The sequence below is a fragment of the Grimontia celer genome (genome assembly GCF_900055185.1).
GTDB classification, from domain to species: Bacteria; Pseudomonadota; Gammaproteobacteria; order Enterobacterales; family Vibrionaceae; genus Enterovibrio; species Enterovibrio celer.
In genome coordinates this window covers 1,490,479-1,505,322 of sequence record NZ_FIZX01000002.1, presented here as the reverse complement: position 1 = coordinate 1,505,322, position 14,844 = coordinate 1,490,479, and the positions used below count along the sequence as shown (strand labels likewise).

Below are 14,844 nucleotides of genomic sequence, written 5' to 3'. Positions count from 1 at the left end.
ACAAAAAGAAAAACACCCGCTTCGGCGGGTGTTTTTGTATCTGAACTCAGGAGCTAGATCTTTTCGACCAGCGCTTCAAATGCTTCAATACGTTTCTCGGCGATCTGGATACTTTGCTGCCAGAAGTCCGGCTTAGTCAAATCGACGCCTAAATGAGCTTTTGCCACGTCTTCCGCGCTCATTCTGCCAGTGTCTCTCAGCAGTGCTTTGTAGTCGCTGTAGAAGGCTGAGCCCTTTTCAGCGCGTCTAGCATATACACCGGTACTGAAAAGATAACCAAACAAGTACGGATAGTTGTAGAAACTGATTTCGGCGATGCTGAAATGCAATTTAGTTGCCCAGAACAGATCGTTAGGCTCAGACATAGCATCTCCATACCATTCATTCCAGGTTTCCGCCATCAAAGCGCGGAGCTTCGCAGACGAGCATTCGCCTTGCTGTCTTTGCTCATAGAAGGCTTTTTCAAACCCATAACGCACCGGAATGTTGAGCATCAACGCAACTGCGGTTTGAGCTTCTTCCCAGAGCATCAGTAGTTTGTCACTGTCGCTCTCTGCTTTCTCTAGCAGGGCGTCACGTACCACGTTCTCTGCAAAGATTGAGGCGGTTTCTGCCAAAGTCATCGGATACTCAGTTTCGACGAATGGCATATCGCGCATCACCCAGTTGTGGAATGCGTGGCCTAGCTCATGTGCAAGCGTTAATACATCAGACATACTGCCGCCATAACTCATAAACACCAGTGGCGTGCGGGTTTTGGCAATCTTGGTGCAGTAAGCCCCCATGCTTTTGTTTGGCTGTGGCGCTGCATCAATCAGGTTTTTCTCGACCATCATATCGACGAACTCGGCCATTTCTTTGTCGACGCTTTCGAACGCCTTACGGATGATGGCAATCGCCTCTTCAAACGAATACAACGCAGGCTTTGATGCGCCAAATGACGGCATGGCCGCCATCTCATCCCAAGGCTTCAACTGACTAGTGCCAAACACTTTGGCCATCGCTTTTGCTGCGCGACGGGAGAGATCCTGACTGGCTTTGGTGGCATCCAGCATGGCATCCAACGTTGGTTGCACAATACGGGCTTCTTCAAGCGCGGGGTCGAGGAAATGCAGTGGTTTGGTATGGCTGCGTTTTTCATACTCGGTGAGTCGATTGCCTGCTAGGGCATTCAGGATGGCAGCGAAGGTGACTTCTTGTTTGCCCATGGCTTCGCGAATTGCATGCCAGGCTGGCTCACGTCGATAAGTATCACCACCGTAAAGCAGGCTTGCTGCTTGTGACAGCCCCATTTCTTCTTCGCTGCCATCTGGGAATTTGAGACTGACTTTCAGTGTGCCTGTAATGTCGTCGTAGAGACGGCCCCATGCGTTTTTACCGTCTACCTGCATAGCTGACAGCAACTGCGCTTCAGGCACCGAAAGACGGAAGACCTGCTGTTCACGCAAACGGGTGAGGCTGAATGCGTGGCGTTGATAGCTCCCTGTGCTGTCTGAGCCGCTGAGCACACTTTCGAAAAAGTCAGCATCGCTGGTTGCCAGCTTATCTTCAAACGGGCTAAAAGCCTGTGTGAGGTTTGACTCCATTACGTCCGCTTTAACTACCACGGTTTTTGCTTCGGCATCCGTGGCGTCGACAGTCGACAGACAACCAGCGTAGCTGGATGCCGACTGAAGCAGGGTAGAAGCTTCATCGAACAAACTGAGGGCTTGTTGGCAGTTTTCAACGGTATCGGGTGAGAGATTTTTTAGTGCTGCAATGTTATCGCTGCAGCGTGCGAGATCGTTTTGTAGCGCTGTGTCTTGAAGGCTTTGGTAGACAAATGAGAAGTCCCAACTTGGTGCTGACATGCCTTTCTCCTTTTCAATTGGCGGGATTACTCTATCGCAATCCTCTAGGTGATGAACAGGAGGGGGCAGGTTTCACAATGCATTCCGTTGCATTGTGTCGGAAAAACGCGCGTGGTGTCACTTACTCTTCGTTATCAGTCTGTGCCGATTCGCCTGCTTCGGTTTGTACTTCTTCTTGTTGAGCCATTTTCTCGCGCTCAGCTTTAGAGATGTAGCGGGGCTTGCTGCTTTTGTGCATTTTGGCTTTCTGTTTCTTATCTTTCTTTTTCAGCGTTTGGATAATTTTCTTTTTACGGTTCATGGTGACAGCCAGGGTCAGTTGACCTTTGAAATTGAAGGTGGAGGATTGTATAGGAAAGGGCCGCAGCTTGCACTTAGGATGAGTACTTTACGCATTGTTGGTTGTTTAAAATTTCGGCAAACAAACAGGCTGAGAAAGGAAATTGTTAATATTCACAAGGTGAATGCATGGCATTCACTCGGGCAATAAAAACAGACTGATATCGTCGGCATTTAACTTAGGGTTAACCACTCTGACTTTGCGCTTACAATTACCTGTAAACCAGTTGTTGCCAGAGCCTGTTGGAAGGGGAATATGGCCTCTTTTCATCATAAAAATACACTGTATACTTCGCCGACTTTTTAAACTCACAGTGTGTGAAACGATGAAAAAATTTGCAATCAAAGCTGTTGCAGCAGCAGTTCTGACGGTGTCTCTGACAGGTTGTATCGGTCAAATGGCGACTTCAGGTGCAGTAATGAAACTGAACCTGTCTGCTGTAGATAACCGCTATGCTCGTGCAGGTCTGTACGTACTGATGAGCCCAGTTTACGGTGTAGCAGCAGCGGCTGACCTGTTCATCTTTAACTCAATCGAGTTCTGGACGGGTACCAACCCAATTTCTGGTAAATCTCCAGCAGTTGCTGATACCCCAATGAGCGCAGTTATCAAGATCAACCAAAAGCTGGATAAAGATCTGACTACCGCGCCAATCAAGATTTCTTCTGCTGACGTTAAACAACTGAACGACAAGTCTCTCGAAATGTCAGTTGCTTACGCAGACGGCACGACTCAAATTCTGCGTGGCGAGAAGGACGGTGAGATGGTTAACTTCTTCCTGAACGACGAATTCATCACTGCAGTTTCTGTAGAAGAGCTTAACCAATACGCTGCAAACCGCGTATAATTGTTTAGCTGATTATATCCAGCTGACTGGTTTAGTTGGATATGACAAGCCCTGCACTTGGCAGGGCTTCGTTATTTTTGGGGCAGGATGCCAATACGATTTAACCTGCACCATGAGGAAGTTTGAGTCATTATGCTGAAACTCATCACCACATTGCCGCCATTCGTTACTTTGTCTGTAGCTATTCTTTTTGAAATTGTCGCTACGTCAATGATGCCGAAAACCCAGTCGTTCACGCAGCCGATTGCAACCACATCGGTACTGGTCTGCTATGCCATTTCTTTCTATCTACTGTCTATCACTGTGAAATCGATGCCATTGGGTATCGCTTACGCGATATGGAGCGCAGCGGGTATTTTGTTGGTCTCTTTAGTGGCTTGGATGTTTTACGGGCAACAGTTGGATTTGCCAGCGGTTATTGGCATGTCTCTGATTGTGGCCGGAGTGGTCATCATCAACGTGTTTTCTTCAGTAATGCACTAAAGCGACACCGAGGTTAACTAGTCTTCCTAATTATCCTTTCGCTTTGATGGCTAAATTTCGGGCAACATCAACCAGGTGCCCGAAATCATAATCCGCTTCTGGTTCAGCCCAAGACACGCCGACGTAATAATCCAACGTATAAGGGAGACGATTCTCTACCGCGTAGCGATCAACGCGCTCTTTGAATCTATCCAGAATATCCCGCGTGTTCGCGATGGGTGTGTTAGTCATCAGTACTGCAAATTTGTCGCTTTCCAAACGTGCGAGTACATCGGAATCGCGAAAACCAAACTTCAATAAGTCTGCAAAGAAGACTAACGCTCTGTCGCCTTCCACATTGCCTTGAAGCTTGTTAATCATCTTTAATCCGCGTACATCGAAGAACGCCAGCGAAGCCGGGGCATTGAGCCGTTCACACATATTGAGGCTGTTCTGGCACAGCACTTCGAAACCGTGCTCGTTCAGCAAACCGGTGAGGTGGTCTTGAGTGGTGAGTTGCATCGAGGCTAGCTCATTCTCAACTAAATCGACGATGTCTTTCATGCAGCGTAGGTCGTAATCATCAAACCCTCTTGGTTCATCATCAGCAATGCTAAGGGTTCCGAGTAGAGAGCCGCTAACATGACGAATTGGATAACCTGCATAAAAGCGAATGTTGGGCTCACCAAGCACAAGGGGATTATCTGAGAAGCGGACATCGGCTTGGGTGTCGTTGACCACCATAGGATCGCTGTCCAGGATGGTGTGAGCACAGAAACTGATGTCTCTTGGGTATTCTGTTTCCAACCCAATACCGGATTTCACCCATTGCCTGTTGATATCAATAAAACTAATGGCGGCGATTTTTGAGCCAAACATTTGCTTGGCGAGGCGGGTAAGTCTGTCAAAGCGCTCTTCATTACCAGTATCAAGAATATTCAGGTGATGCAGTACCTGCAGGCGGTGTGTTTCATCGACTGGTAATTCTGGCTTTTTCATAGTTAACCCGATGTTTGAGTGTTTTCATTAATATAGACGATATACAGCAGTAGCTTGTTAGCGAGAGATTAGGGGACTTTGATAGCGAAAGAAGAGGGACGCCGGAGCGCCCCAATTTATGCATTATGCGCGGGCAAACGCCATATTGACGTTTTCGCTACTGTCTTTTGTCGAAATAGCTTGCGGTTGTGATTGGCCAGTGAAAGTACCAACCAGCTTATCAAGCTCATTTGCCAACTGTTCGATGGCAGAGGCGGATTGGTTGGATTTTTTCGCGGCGCTGGCTGTATGTTCTGCCAGCTCAACAATGGCGATGATGTTTCTGTCTACACTCTCAGTCACCACTGTCTGTTCTTCAGAAGCCGTGGCGATTTGTAGGTTCTGACCAGCAATATCTTCAATTTGTGAAACCATGGCAGCCATTACCGAAGCGCCTTCCCGAGCTTGTTCGACACTGATTGAGGCCATCTCACTGCTCTGATTCATCAAGTCGACGCTGTGACGGATACCGTTTTGTAGTTGCTCAATAATCTTGGTGATTTCATCTGTTGACTGGTGGGTCTTCATCGCGAGCTCCCGAACCTGATCAGCAACTACCGCAAAGCCACGCCCCTGATCACCTGCACGAGCTGCTTCTATCGCCGCGTTCAAAGCAAGCAGGTTGGTTTGTTCAGTGATAGAGCGGATAACATCAATGACTGAACCAATTTCTTCGCTGTCGGTATTGAGCCGCTGCATGTTGTCGCTGGCGCTGCGCATACTTTCCGAGAGCTGGTTGGCTTTGGCAGACGTTTCACCATTCACTTCACGGCCGGTTTGCGCCGAGTCCTGGAGTTCTTTGGCCACGTTTGCCGCTGTCGATACGCTTTCTGCAATCTCGCGGCTGGTGGCCGTCATTTCTGTCATTGCCGTAGAAACAGAGTCTGACTCGGCGCGCTGCTTCTCTGCATTGGTTGCGGTATCGCTAGCCATCATCAGGCTGCGTCTTGCGTTACTTGAAAGCTCTGAAGAGATACCCGCAATTTTCTCCATCGTGTGCTGGAGATTACCGATAAATTGATTGAAGTAAGATGCCATTTCAGACAACTCATCTTTACCACGAAGGTTCATTCGAACCCGCAGCGAGCTTTCGCCTTCTGCGATCTTTTTCATCAAGGCATTCGCTACGGAAACTTTGTGAGTCACTAAACGGGTAATCAGTCCAAGTGTCAGGCAGACAATAATCGCCAACGCGCCGCCGATCAGCGTCAATCGCTTGGTAACACTTTTCTCACGGCTATCGATGGCGGTAACCAAGTCTTCACTGAGCGCCCTCATTTGTCTCTCAGCTTCTTGAACCGAGGCACGCAAACTTCCATGCAAACCACTTTGCGGTGTTAAGCCTACGTCTTCCATGCCAGTTGCCAATGCATTAAAGGTTTTGTGATATTCGCGCAGTGCGGTTTCCATGATAAGACGGTTACTGGCGGGCATATCACTCGTTGCGATGGCAGGAGACAGTTCATCCATCAGTGCGTTGAATTTATCGACATACTGGGTATCAGAGCGCAGCAGAAAGTCTTTTTCGTGGCGTCTTAACATCAAAAGCTTGTTGTAGAGCATGTCGTTATCCACTTTCTGGATTTCCCTTTCAACACGATGGGAAGCAGCACGAGCAGTGCCTTTCAACCCTAAGTCGTGGGAGGCACCGATTTCCAGACGCTGGTTAACCAAGGCGCTGAAGTCGCGTTGGTATTTTTCCAACTTGTACAGCATGGCATCAATGGCTTCGTGGCCTTCCATATCCAGCGAGTTAAGTTTCGATTTTGCGGTCACCAGTTTTTGGGTCAGTGCATCGTACTCGGTATCAAATCTCTCTTTGTACTTGGCTTCTTTGCGTGCCATAAAATCTTTTTCATGTCGACGAAGCATTAATACGGACGTCTGGCTTTTCAGGATATCAACCGAAGCACCGTCTAGTGTCTCCAGTTCACTGAAAGAGCGTTGGAAAGAAATGGCAAACACCGCCACGGATAACAATATGAGTATCACGACACTCGAGAGCTGGGCTTTGATGGTTTGTGGGAATGCCATTCGCATGATGTCTCCTGTCCAATTTATTCGTGAGCTAAACCGTTTGGGGGAAATGACCTATACAAGATGTCTTAAATATAGGACACCTCTGGTGTTCGTCACGAAAAATGTTGCAAAATTATGACAGGTCACAGTTTGGCTGCGACTCTATTCACGCTAGGGGTGGCGAAGCGCTTTGAAAAGAAGGTTGGGAATTCGGCAAGAAATGTCATTTTGCTTTGCAAATTTTTCTGGTCAAATCGGGAGTTCCAGAAACACTATTTGCTTGGGTTTTAAGTTTGTCCATATTTCGTATGTGCTTTAAATATCGAAATTTTTGTTGGAGTTTTTCGAATTTATCGTCTGGCAGAACGTGAGATGCAGATCTATCTTTAGGGGGAGTAACGTGTGACGAAAAATGACGGAGAGGTCATCATGAAAAAAATAATGATTGCGTTAAGTCTTTTTGCTGTTTCATCTGCTGCTTCGGCAGGGATGATGAATGAAGATGTCAGTATGCGAGTGGTAACTGCAGGGCAAGGTGCCTGGGTAAAAGTGGTACAAAATGGCGAGCCTGTGCAAGGAGCCACTGTCACGCTGAGCGGTACGTTGGATGAATATGTTACGCCAGAGAATGGCCTTGTGTTTGTGACGACAGATGAACCCTATACGCGCAGTGCGGTTTTCACTGCCAAGTTGTCAAATGGTGGAGAGGTTCAAAAACGTGTGTTGATTCCACGTGACCATGATTAAGCATAACGGAAACAAAAATCCTGCTTAATCGCAGGATTTTTTATACCTATAAAGCCTTGAGCTAAGGTCAGCAACCCTAGTAAAACTCCTTATTGGCGACGAAGCATTGCTCATAGCCATCATTCCAGCCGTTGGCATAGCGAGGCTCTTTAAACATACGCTCGGGGTCTTGGCGATAGCCGTCTCTATTGGTTTGTGCCGCAGTGACTTTGCTGTGGCAACCGTCGTCATAGCCTTCCATGTATGGCGTGCTAAAGCCTAAATCAGCAAGCTGATCATGACGCGATGTCGAACAGCCCACCAAACTGGTCGCAGCAACGATGAGCAATGTGGCCTTGAGAGCCGTAATGATTTCCTTGTGAGTTTGCATGTCATACTTCCTCTTACTGACATGGGAATAGACAGCCTACCTTCACAGTGTGTTCTCAACCTGTCTCATAAGTGACTATCTGCACATGGGGTATAGAAAAGGCAGGTGAAGTCTTGTTTTTAATACCGAAAATTGAAAACAAAGAAGGTCAAGCTTGGAGAGAAAAGCTAATAGAAGCGGTCTATAACGGAACAGGATAATAGTCGAATTCGTTCATCACCAAAGGTCAACAGACCCTAAGGAGTATTTCTACCATGGCAAAAAGGCCTGTATTCGGTGTCTTTCTTATTCTGATGGTTTCAATTTATCCGGGCTTTGCCACGGCAGATAAAAACGAAATGCCTGCACCAAGCGATACTGAGGCTTGGATAAAGATCGCTGGCAATCCTGATGCGGAAAGACGGGTCGTGTTTATTCATGGTTCACCCGGCAGCAAAGAAGCCTACGATGATTACTTAGGGCATCCAGCATTGCAGCATTTGGAACTGGTTTCTGTGGATCGTCCTGGCTTTGGAGAATCAGGTAGGCCAGTCGAAACCTCAATTCAGAAGCAGGCTGAAGCTCTAATGGATTTGGTGAACAGTGGTAAGGAAACTTGGGTGGTGGGCCACTCTCTTGGTGGCCCCATTGCGTTGCAGCTGGCCTTGTTAGCACCAGATAGAGTGAGCGGTTTGCTGCTTATTGCGTCGGCCTTTGACCCCAAATTAGAATCACCCAAATGGTACAATATTATTACCGATACTTTGTTGGCGAACTGGATATTGCCGGATGATCTGCTCAAATCCAATCGAGAAATGATGGTGTTGGACAAAGAGCTAGAGAAGCTTGCAGCGCAAAATTGGTCGACGCTTGATATGCCAGTTTTACTGGTTCATGGTGCGGAAGATGACTTGGCTGATCCGGGTAATTCCCTGTTTGCGAAAGCAAAACTCCCCGCTGCTGAGTTGATGATGATGCCTGACGAAGGGCACTTTATTCTCTGGGAAAATGTGCCGTTATTAGTGGATCAGATTAATACCTTGGTCAGTAAATAAATGTAAATGCCTCTTGATATTTCACCCCCTAAGCCGCATGTTAGGGGGAAGTGAAATGAAGCCAACACGATTTTAATCCACGGGGAATTACAATGATACAAATCCTGACCAGTGTGGTTACGCTTATTCTCGGCTTCTTTACCTTGGTGTTTGCTGCTGTATTCGGCCTTCTGATTTCGGTTGGTGCTCTGATTGCAAAACCGTTTGTAATGAAAAAACTGCGCAAAGCGCAAGAGCAGCAAGCTGCGCAATTTGAACAGGCTTATAGCGAAACCCGCGAAACGCCTTTTGGTCCAAAAACGCGCCATCAGGGCCAGACAATCGACGGTGACTACCAAGATATTACTAACGGCCGATAAGCCTAAACAGGAATGAATACAAAAACGCCGCCCATCGGGCGGCGTTTCTATTTCTAGTCTTTCAACGTTATGGCGTTGAACTGACAGCGAAGGGAAAATACTCCCACTCATACTCATCGTAGAGACGTTTAATCTCCCCTTTGTTGAGCAACTCTTCAAACCGTTCATCATAAATTCGGCGAAGTTCTTGTCCTTTTTCGGTGTCCGCAAACCCTGGATAGAGTTTGAGATCCATGATGTTGGCCATCTCAAACTCATCACGATTCAAATAACCAAGCTCAAACTCTTCAACCAGTTCCTCTCTCGCATCCAGTAAGACATCCAGTCTGTCTGAATAAACCATTGAAAGGCCTTGACGCCGGGATTTGACTTCGTGGATGGTAAATTTGGTGTCGATGTAATCATTGTAGTCATAGCCCTTTACCCAGCCGACCGTTCTATTTTCCAGTGTTTCTTCGCCTTTCCAGGCGGGTATCACCGAAGCTTTGTAAACAGCTGAGACTTGTTCGGCATCAAAATGCCAGTAGGGGTAGAGGACCTGTTCTTGCTCATCGATATAAGACCCTAGAAAGGCGTCCATTCTTTTTGTTTGCACGAGGTAAATGCTGCGAGAGTAGGTGGTGGTGATGGTTTTGATGCTGTAACCAAGCGGCTCGAAAACGCGTCGCATGATCTCGAAATATAGGCCAGAGCCGTCTTTTTCTGTCGCATCCTCCCAAGCCTCACTCACTAGAATAATTTCTTTTTCGCCGTGTGTGTTGGCTGTGCTGGGAAGGGCGATAAAGGCAGCGAGTGTAAAGGCAAAAACGCAGGCCAGTTTCCTGGCGAATAGAGAAGTCATTACGAGCTCCTATAAATGCAGTATCGACAACGAGACATTCTTATAAGCTTAATCAAGATGATGATTTTCGCGAGAAATCAGGGCGGATTTGAAGTGAGAAACAGCGCCGTTCTGAAATAAAGCACGGTCTAGGGTAGAGTTTGAAAAAGCTACTGGCGAAGAGAGATAGTGACGCTGACTATCGCGTGATCGCTGCTGTAAGTGTCCTGATCAAATTTTGGATTCACCAGATGGGTGTCTTCGCAGTGAAAATCTCCTACTTCAGCGAGGCTTGCAGGATCTGCACTGTTGAATTCGCTGGAAAGCAGAATGTAATCCAATACCGATCCTTTCGCATGGAAGTAGTGAGTGGCAGGGCGAACCATACCTGTTTCACCGATGTTTTTGACGTATAAATCCCAGCTGTCATGAAGCTGATAGTGAGAGAGTGGCATTTCTGCCATGTCATCAGTAATGGAACGTAGACCCGAAACATGGAAAGCACGCAACACTTCCGATCGAAGATCATCATTAAAGTCGCCCATGACGATTGCAGGATTATTGGTGTGCGACCGACGTTCAATGATGCTGTTCATCAGGTGACAGGCTTCAGAGCCTCTTTGAATAGCTGATGCCCAAGAGCCGGTCATTTCCACCTGCATAGATTGAGCAAGCTTCTTAGGTTCGTTCTCATCTGAGCTCTCTTCCAAAATCGGACGTTTAGATTTGAGGTGAACCACGTAAATATCCGTTTGACCGAGAGAGGGGAGCTCCAAGGTCGCAAACAAAGGCAAACGACTGTATTCAAAATCCTGCTGGATACCCATACGGGCAGAAACTTCTGGCTCAGCTTGCAAAGGAAGGGCACTTAAAATTGGGTAGCGGGACGCCAGGCAAACAACTGGGCTTTTGTAGATATATTCCTCAAGCGGCTCCGGCTCATCGACAACAGCAAAGAACCGATAACCCAGCGGTTCGAGCAACGACTTGAGCGCGGACGCACTGAACACTTCCTGAAAGGCAATAATGTCAGGTTGGTAGCTGCCAATGTAACGGTTTAACCAAGCACGTTTTTGCCGCCATTGGTCTTCGCTGTAGATGTTGCTGAACTCGTAAAATGCACCCGGCGGCTCGATAAAGTTGAACAGGTTTATCGTCGCTAGCTTTAGGCCGAAGGCGCTGTGTGCGTATGAGCTTTTGCTATTGGTTGCGAACACGATACCGTCTCAGGAATGATAAATATTCCTCTAGTATAGCGAAGTCTGCCGTGGGACAGAGGTTGATATGTTGAATAGTAGACACGTGCTGGAATAAAAAAAAGCGCTTCAAATTGAAGCGCTTTTTAGGTGGGAAAGAGAATAAGTTAGGCGGATGCCGCCTCAGGCTTTTTTGCCTCTGGCTCTTCATCCTCCGCACCGTTAGAAGACTGATCGGACAGTACTTCCACCAGATTTGCACGAGAAAGCTCACCTTGAAGCTCACCATCTTGATCCAGAACTGGCAATGGCAATTCGTGCTCTAGCGTGTCTGGAATGACAGCTTCAATCAGTGCATCACTTTGGATGCCTGGAACTTCTTCAAGAACGGCTTCATCAATAGCGTCACCGTGGCGGGCCGAATCTACCGATTCCAGTTTCTCAATGCTCAGTGCACCTTGGTAACCGTCATCATTCACGTAATAACCGTGTTCCGCTTTGGCCTTGCGCATTTCTGCCAGCGCTTCACCAATAGTTTCAGCGCTAATACGCAGACTTTGCGGTTTCATCACCGTATCAACGGTGAGTGCACGTGCACGGTTAACGTCTTTAACAAAGGCTTCGACATAGTCGTCAGCTGGGTTAAGCAGAATATCAACCGGACGGCCTTGCTGAACGAGCTTACCATCGCGAAGAATGGCAATGCGGTCACCGAGGCGCAGTGCTTCGTCCAAATCATGGGTGATGAAGATGATGGTTTTGTGCAGCTTCTCCTGCAGGCCAATCAACTGGTCCTGCATTTCACTTCGAATCAGGGGATCGAGTGCCGAGAAAGCTTCATCCATCAGCAGGATTTCAGCATCGGTACACAGTGCGCGGGCCAGACCAACACGTTGTTGCTGACCACCTGACAATTGCGACGGGTACTGTTTTTCATATCCGCCAAGGCCAACAGTGTCTAGCCAGTCAGTGGCTTTCTTTTCACGCTCGGATTTATCGACACCTTGCACCTGCAAGCCGTAAGCGACGTTTTGCAGAACAGTGCGGTGAGGCATCAAGCCAAAGCGCTGGAAAACCATCGACATTTTATGGCGTCGAAAATTCTGTAAGCCTTTCTCGTCCAGCTTCATGACGTCTTCGCCCTCAACGATGATTTGGCCTTCAGTTGGCTCAATCAAACGGTTGAAGTGTCGAATCATGGTGGACTTGCCTGAGCCGGAAAGCCCCATAATCACGAAAATTTCGCCGCGCGCGATATCAAGGTTGATGTCCTGAAGACCCACCGTATGGCCCGTCGCGGCAAGAATATCGTCTTTGGATTTACCTGCTTTTACGTCCGGCAACACCTTTTGTGGGGTGTTACCGAAGATCTTGTAGAGGCCTTTAATCTGGATCAGCGGTGTGCTGTTTTCAGTATTACTCATTGTGGCCTCCGCTCAGGTGCTGCTGTGAACGTTTTGCGTAGCTTTGAGATACGCGGTCAAAGATGATTGCCAGTGCGACAATCGCGAGGCCGTTAATCAGACCCAATGTGAAGTATTGGTTGGTGATTGACTTCAGTACCGGCTGGCCGAGGCCTTTAACGCCGATCATTGAAGCGATAACCACCATTGCCAGTGCCATCATGATGGTTTGGTTGATACCTGCCATGATGGTTGGCATTGCTAGAGGTAACTGAACACCGAACAGTCGTTGCATGGGGCTTGCGCCGTATGCAGTGGCGGCTTCAAGCACTTCTTTGTCCACCAGTCTGATACCAAGGTTGGTCAAACGGATTACAGGTGGGATAGCGTAGATAACCACGGCAATCACGCCAGGGATTTTACCGATGCCCAGTAGCATCACAACAGGGATCAGATAAACGAAGGCTGGCATGGTCTGCATGACATCAAGCAGTGGTGTGACCATGGATTGCACGCGGTTTGAGCGTGCCATTGCGATACCGATAGGAATGCCAAGGAATATGGCGAGCATGGTACACACCAATATGATGCTCATGGTGCGCATGGTGTCTTCCCACATACCGAAATATCCGATAGCGAGGAAAGAAAAAATAACAGCAACAGCAAGCTTCCAGGAACGGCTCGCCATGTAAGAAACACCCGCGAGAATGGCGATCATCAGCCACCAAGGGGTGCCGAGAAGAAGCTTTTCAAACCAGATGAGAAATTGGAGCAGCGGGTCAAAGAAAGATTCGATGGTTTCACCGTAGTTTCGCGAAAATTCGCGATAGGCGCCATCAAGTGTTTTACGAATCGTCAGAAGGTCGGAGCGTGACATCTCCGGAAATTCTGTCAGCCAAGAATTGTCTGCCATAACAGTACAGCGTCCTCTGCGTCTTTAGAATATTAGAAACTATATACCCACCTTGGGTGGGAAAGCGCTGACGTATGTAGAGAGCCAAACGATACGTCGCGTTTTAGATTTGGTTGTCGCAAAAAATTGCGGGCTGAAAAGCCAGCCCGCAAAGCATTTATAGCGATTACAGTGACGCTTTAATTTTCTTCGCCACTTCAGGTGTTACCCATGCGCCCCAGATGTCTTCATGGTTTTCCAGGAAATGCATCGCAGCAATTTCACCGTCGGCTTGGTTGTCTTCCATCCATGCAAGGAGGCTGTTCAGCTGTGCGTTGGTGAATGAACGATTAGACAGGTAGCTAACCGCTTCTGGAGAGTTTTGTGCGAAGCTCTCTGTGATCACCGTATCTACCGCTGATGGTGGGTACATGGTCACTTTTGGCTCAAGACAGTCTGCATTGGTGGTACAGGTTTTAAAGTGGTCTTCATCAATGCCTGAACCGAAGTCAACTTTCACCATTTCGTATTTACCGAGTACCGCAGTTGGTGCCCAGTAGTAACCAAACCAACCTTCACCACGCTCGTACGCTTTCGCGATTGAGCCAGACAGACCAGCGCCTGAACCCGGGTCAATCAGTTCAAAACCTTTGTCTTCCAGACCCATTGCATTGAACAGGTTGCCAGATGAAATTTGACAGTTCCAGCCAGCAGGGCAGCCATAGAATGCGGATTTTGATGGATCTTCTGGATGTTCAAACAATTCGCGGTTCGCAATCACACCTTCGATAGTTCCAAGGCTAGGATCTTTTTCTACCAGATACTTAGGTACCCAAAAACCTTCTTCACCACCGTCAGAAAGTACGGCACCCGCGAAACGGAGTCGGCCTTCCTCAACACCGCGATCAAGCGCGGCTTTCAGGGAGTTACTCCAAAATTCAGGTGCGATATCTGGTTCGCCTTTTTCGATCATTGAAGTGCCGGTTGGCATAGTGTCGCCAGGAACCAGCTCTGCGTCACAGTCATAGCCTTCAGCAAGAATGATGCGGTCAACATTAGCGATGAGGCTTGCGGAGTTCCAGTTCATATCTGCGATGGTGACTTTGCCGCACTCTGCCGCAAAGCTGCTCATTGGCATAGCTGAAAGCAGCAGGCAGGACGAGGCTAAAAGTTTTTTCATGGAAGTTCCCTCTCATTTTAAATGACATGATAAATGAATATAGCTCTAATCATTTACCTGAGTGATATTGCACTACGTTACTTATCCTTTCTTGGTTTAAATAACTGAAAAATATGAATGCAATGAAATTAATCATAACAAGTTTGTATCAAAAATTCTTTAGTGCTGTTACCTATTTAGTGTCAATTCGTTCGCGTTCTAAGGATTTTTCGTTAGGTAAAGCTGGTTTGGAAATGCGATAACTTGATGATTTGAATGTGTAAATGTCAGTACCAAAAGAGCCTGAT

15 protein-coding genes are annotated in these 14,844 nt (G+C 47.6%); 5 read left to right on the top strand and 10 right to left on the bottom strand.

The features are described 5' to 3' along the window. Positions 1-53: 53 nt before the first annotated feature. Positions 54-1,850, bottom strand: a complete 1,797-nt coding sequence (locus tag GCE9029_RS16950) for a M3 family oligoendopeptidase (RefSeq protein ID WP_062665006.1) — start codon at positions 1,848-1,850, stop codon at positions 54-56. 121 nt (positions 1,851-1,971) lie between these two features. Beyond that, positions 1,972-2,151, bottom strand: coding sequence for a DUF2986 domain-containing protein (locus tag GCE9029_RS16945; protein ID WP_062665004.1), 180 nt, complete (start codon positions 2,149-2,151; stop codon positions 1,972-1,974). A gap of 364 nt (positions 2,152-2,515) precedes the next feature. On the opposite strand from GCE9029_RS16945, the gene GCE9029_RS16940 reads away from it, so the two are divergent. Beyond that, positions 2,516-3,037: a DUF3332 domain-containing protein gene (locus GCE9029_RS16940; protein ID WP_062665002.1), complete on the top strand. Its 522-nt coding sequence runs from the start codon at positions 2,516-2,518 to the stop codon at positions 3,035-3,037. Positions 3,038-3,169: 132 nt separating this feature from the next. Further along, the gene (locus tag GCE9029_RS16935) at positions 3,170-3,520 is read left to right on the top strand and encodes an SMR family transporter (protein ID WP_062665000.1); all 351 of its coding nucleotides are present in this window, start codon (positions 3,170-3,172) and stop codon (positions 3,518-3,520) included. A 30-nt stretch (positions 3,521-3,550) separates the two neighbouring features. Here the strand turns inward: GCE9029_RS16935 and GCE9029_RS16930 are convergent, their stop codons facing one another. Continuing rightward, positions 3,551-4,498: a GGDEF domain-containing protein gene (locus GCE9029_RS16930; RefSeq protein WP_062664998.1), complete on the bottom strand. Its 948-nt coding sequence runs from the start codon at positions 4,496-4,498 to the stop codon at positions 3,551-3,553. 123 nt (positions 4,499-4,621) lie between these two features. Further along, entirely contained in the window at positions 4,622-6,577 is a 1,956-nt protein-coding gene (locus GCE9029_RS16925; protein WP_062664996.1) for a methyl-accepting chemotaxis protein, read from the bottom strand. 408 nt (positions 6,578-6,985) lie between these two features. Here GCE9029_RS16925 and GCE9029_RS16920 point away from each other — a divergent pair, with 408 nt between their 5' ends. After that, a complete protein-coding gene (locus tag GCE9029_RS16920) occupies positions 6,986-7,303 on the top strand; it encodes a hypothetical protein (protein WP_062664994.1) in 318 nt (105 codons plus the stop codon). Between the two features lie 76 nt (positions 7,304-7,379). Here the strand turns inward: GCE9029_RS16920 and GCE9029_RS16915 are convergent, their stop codons facing one another. Further along, complete coding sequence (locus GCE9029_RS16915) at positions 7,380-7,673, bottom strand: hypothetical protein (RefSeq protein WP_062664992.1); 294 nt, start codon at positions 7,671-7,673, stop codon at positions 7,380-7,382. Between the two features lie 254 nt (positions 7,674-7,927). Between GCE9029_RS16915 and GCE9029_RS16910 the strand changes: the two genes are divergently transcribed. After that, on the top strand, positions 7,928-8,707 hold the full coding sequence (locus GCE9029_RS16910) for an alpha/beta fold hydrolase (RefSeq protein WP_062664990.1): 780 nt from the start codon (positions 7,928-7,930) through the stop codon (positions 8,705-8,707). Positions 8,708-8,799: 92 nt separating this feature from the next. Beyond that, complete coding sequence (locus GCE9029_RS16905) at positions 8,800-9,066, top strand: hypothetical protein (RefSeq protein WP_062664988.1); 267 nt, start codon at positions 8,800-8,802, stop codon at positions 9,064-9,066. Between the two features lie 67 nt (positions 9,067-9,133). On the opposite strand, the gene GCE9029_RS16900 is transcribed toward GCE9029_RS16905, so the two are convergent. From GCE9029_RS16900 to GCE9029_RS16880, 5 genes are all read right to left on the bottom strand, one after another. Continuing rightward, positions 9,134-9,907, bottom strand: a complete 774-nt coding sequence (locus tag GCE9029_RS16900; RefSeq protein ID WP_082804369.1) for a substrate-binding periplasmic protein — start codon at positions 9,905-9,907, stop codon at positions 9,134-9,136. 149 nt (positions 9,908-10,056) lie between these two features. Continuing rightward, a complete protein-coding gene (locus tag GCE9029_RS16895) occupies positions 10,057-11,103 on the bottom strand; it encodes an endonuclease/exonuclease/phosphatase family protein (RefSeq protein ID WP_062664986.1) in 1,047 nt (348 codons plus the stop codon). A 146-nt stretch (positions 11,104-11,249) separates the two neighbouring features. Beyond that, on the bottom strand, positions 11,250-12,506 hold the full coding sequence (locus GCE9029_RS16890) for a quaternary amine ABC transporter ATP-binding protein (protein WP_062664984.1): 1,257 nt from the start codon (positions 12,504-12,506) through the stop codon (positions 11,250-11,252). Continuing rightward, positions 12,499-13,398, bottom strand: a complete 900-nt coding sequence (locus tag GCE9029_RS16885; RefSeq protein ID WP_062664982.1) for an ABC transporter permease — start codon at positions 13,396-13,398, stop codon at positions 12,499-12,501. Before GCE9029_RS16885 ends, GCE9029_RS16890 begins: the two co-directional genes overlap by 8 nt. A 166-nt stretch (positions 13,399-13,564) precedes the next feature. Next, the gene (locus tag GCE9029_RS16880; protein ID WP_062664980.1) at positions 13,565-14,557 is read right to left on the bottom strand and encodes an ABC transporter substrate-binding protein; all 993 of its coding nucleotides are present in this window, start codon (positions 14,555-14,557) and stop codon (positions 13,565-13,567) included. Between the last annotated feature and the right edge of the window lie 287 nt (positions 14,558-14,844).

Bases quoted from the DNA above. Each gene is read 5' to 3' on its own strand.
- GCE9029_RS16950 (WP_062665006.1), bottom strand. From the start codon at position 1,850: ATGTCAGCACCAAGTTGGGACTTCTCATTTGTCTACCAAAGCCTTCAA.
- GCE9029_RS16945 (WP_062665004.1), bottom strand. From the start codon at position 2,151: ATGAACCGTAAAAAGAAAATTATCCAAACGCTGAAAAAGAAAGATAAG.
- GCE9029_RS16940 (WP_062665002.1), top strand. From the start codon at position 2,516: ATGAAAAAATTTGCAATCAAAGCTGTTGCAGCAGCAGTTCTGACGGTG.
- GCE9029_RS16935 (WP_062665000.1), top strand. From the start codon at position 3,170: ATGCTGAAACTCATCACCACATTGCCGCCATTCGTTACTTTGTCTGTA.
- GCE9029_RS16930 (WP_062664998.1), bottom strand. From the start codon at position 4,498: ATGAAAAAGCCAGAATTACCAGTCGATGAAACACACCGCCTGCAGGTA.
- GCE9029_RS16925 (WP_062664996.1), bottom strand. From the start codon at position 6,577: ATGCGAATGGCATTCCCACAAACCATCAAAGCCCAGCTCTCGAGTGTC.
- GCE9029_RS16920 (WP_062664994.1), top strand. From the start codon at position 6,986: ATGAAAAAAATAATGATTGCGTTAAGTCTTTTTGCTGTTTCATCTGCT.
- GCE9029_RS16915 (WP_062664992.1), bottom strand. From the start codon at position 7,673: ATGCAAACTCACAAGGAAATCATTACGGCTCTCAAGGCCACATTGCTC.
- GCE9029_RS16910 (WP_062664990.1), top strand. From the start codon at position 7,928: ATGGCAAAAAGGCCTGTATTCGGTGTCTTTCTTATTCTGATGGTTTCA.
- GCE9029_RS16905 (WP_062664988.1), top strand. From the start codon at position 8,800: ATGATACAAATCCTGACCAGTGTGGTTACGCTTATTCTCGGCTTCTTT.
- GCE9029_RS16900 (WP_082804369.1), bottom strand. From the start codon at position 9,907: ATGACTTCTCTATTCGCCAGGAAACTGGCCTGCGTTTTTGCCTTTACA.
- GCE9029_RS16890 (WP_062664984.1), bottom strand. From the start codon at position 12,506: ATGAGTAATACTGAAAACAGCACACCGCTGATCCAGATTAAAGGCCTC.
- GCE9029_RS16885 (WP_062664982.1), bottom strand. From the start codon at position 13,398: ATGGCAGACAATTCTTGGCTGACAGAATTTCCGGAGATGTCACGCTCC.
- GCE9029_RS16880 (WP_062664980.1), bottom strand. From the start codon at position 14,557: ATGAAAAAACTTTTAGCCTCGTCCTGCCTGCTGCTTTCAGCTATGCCA.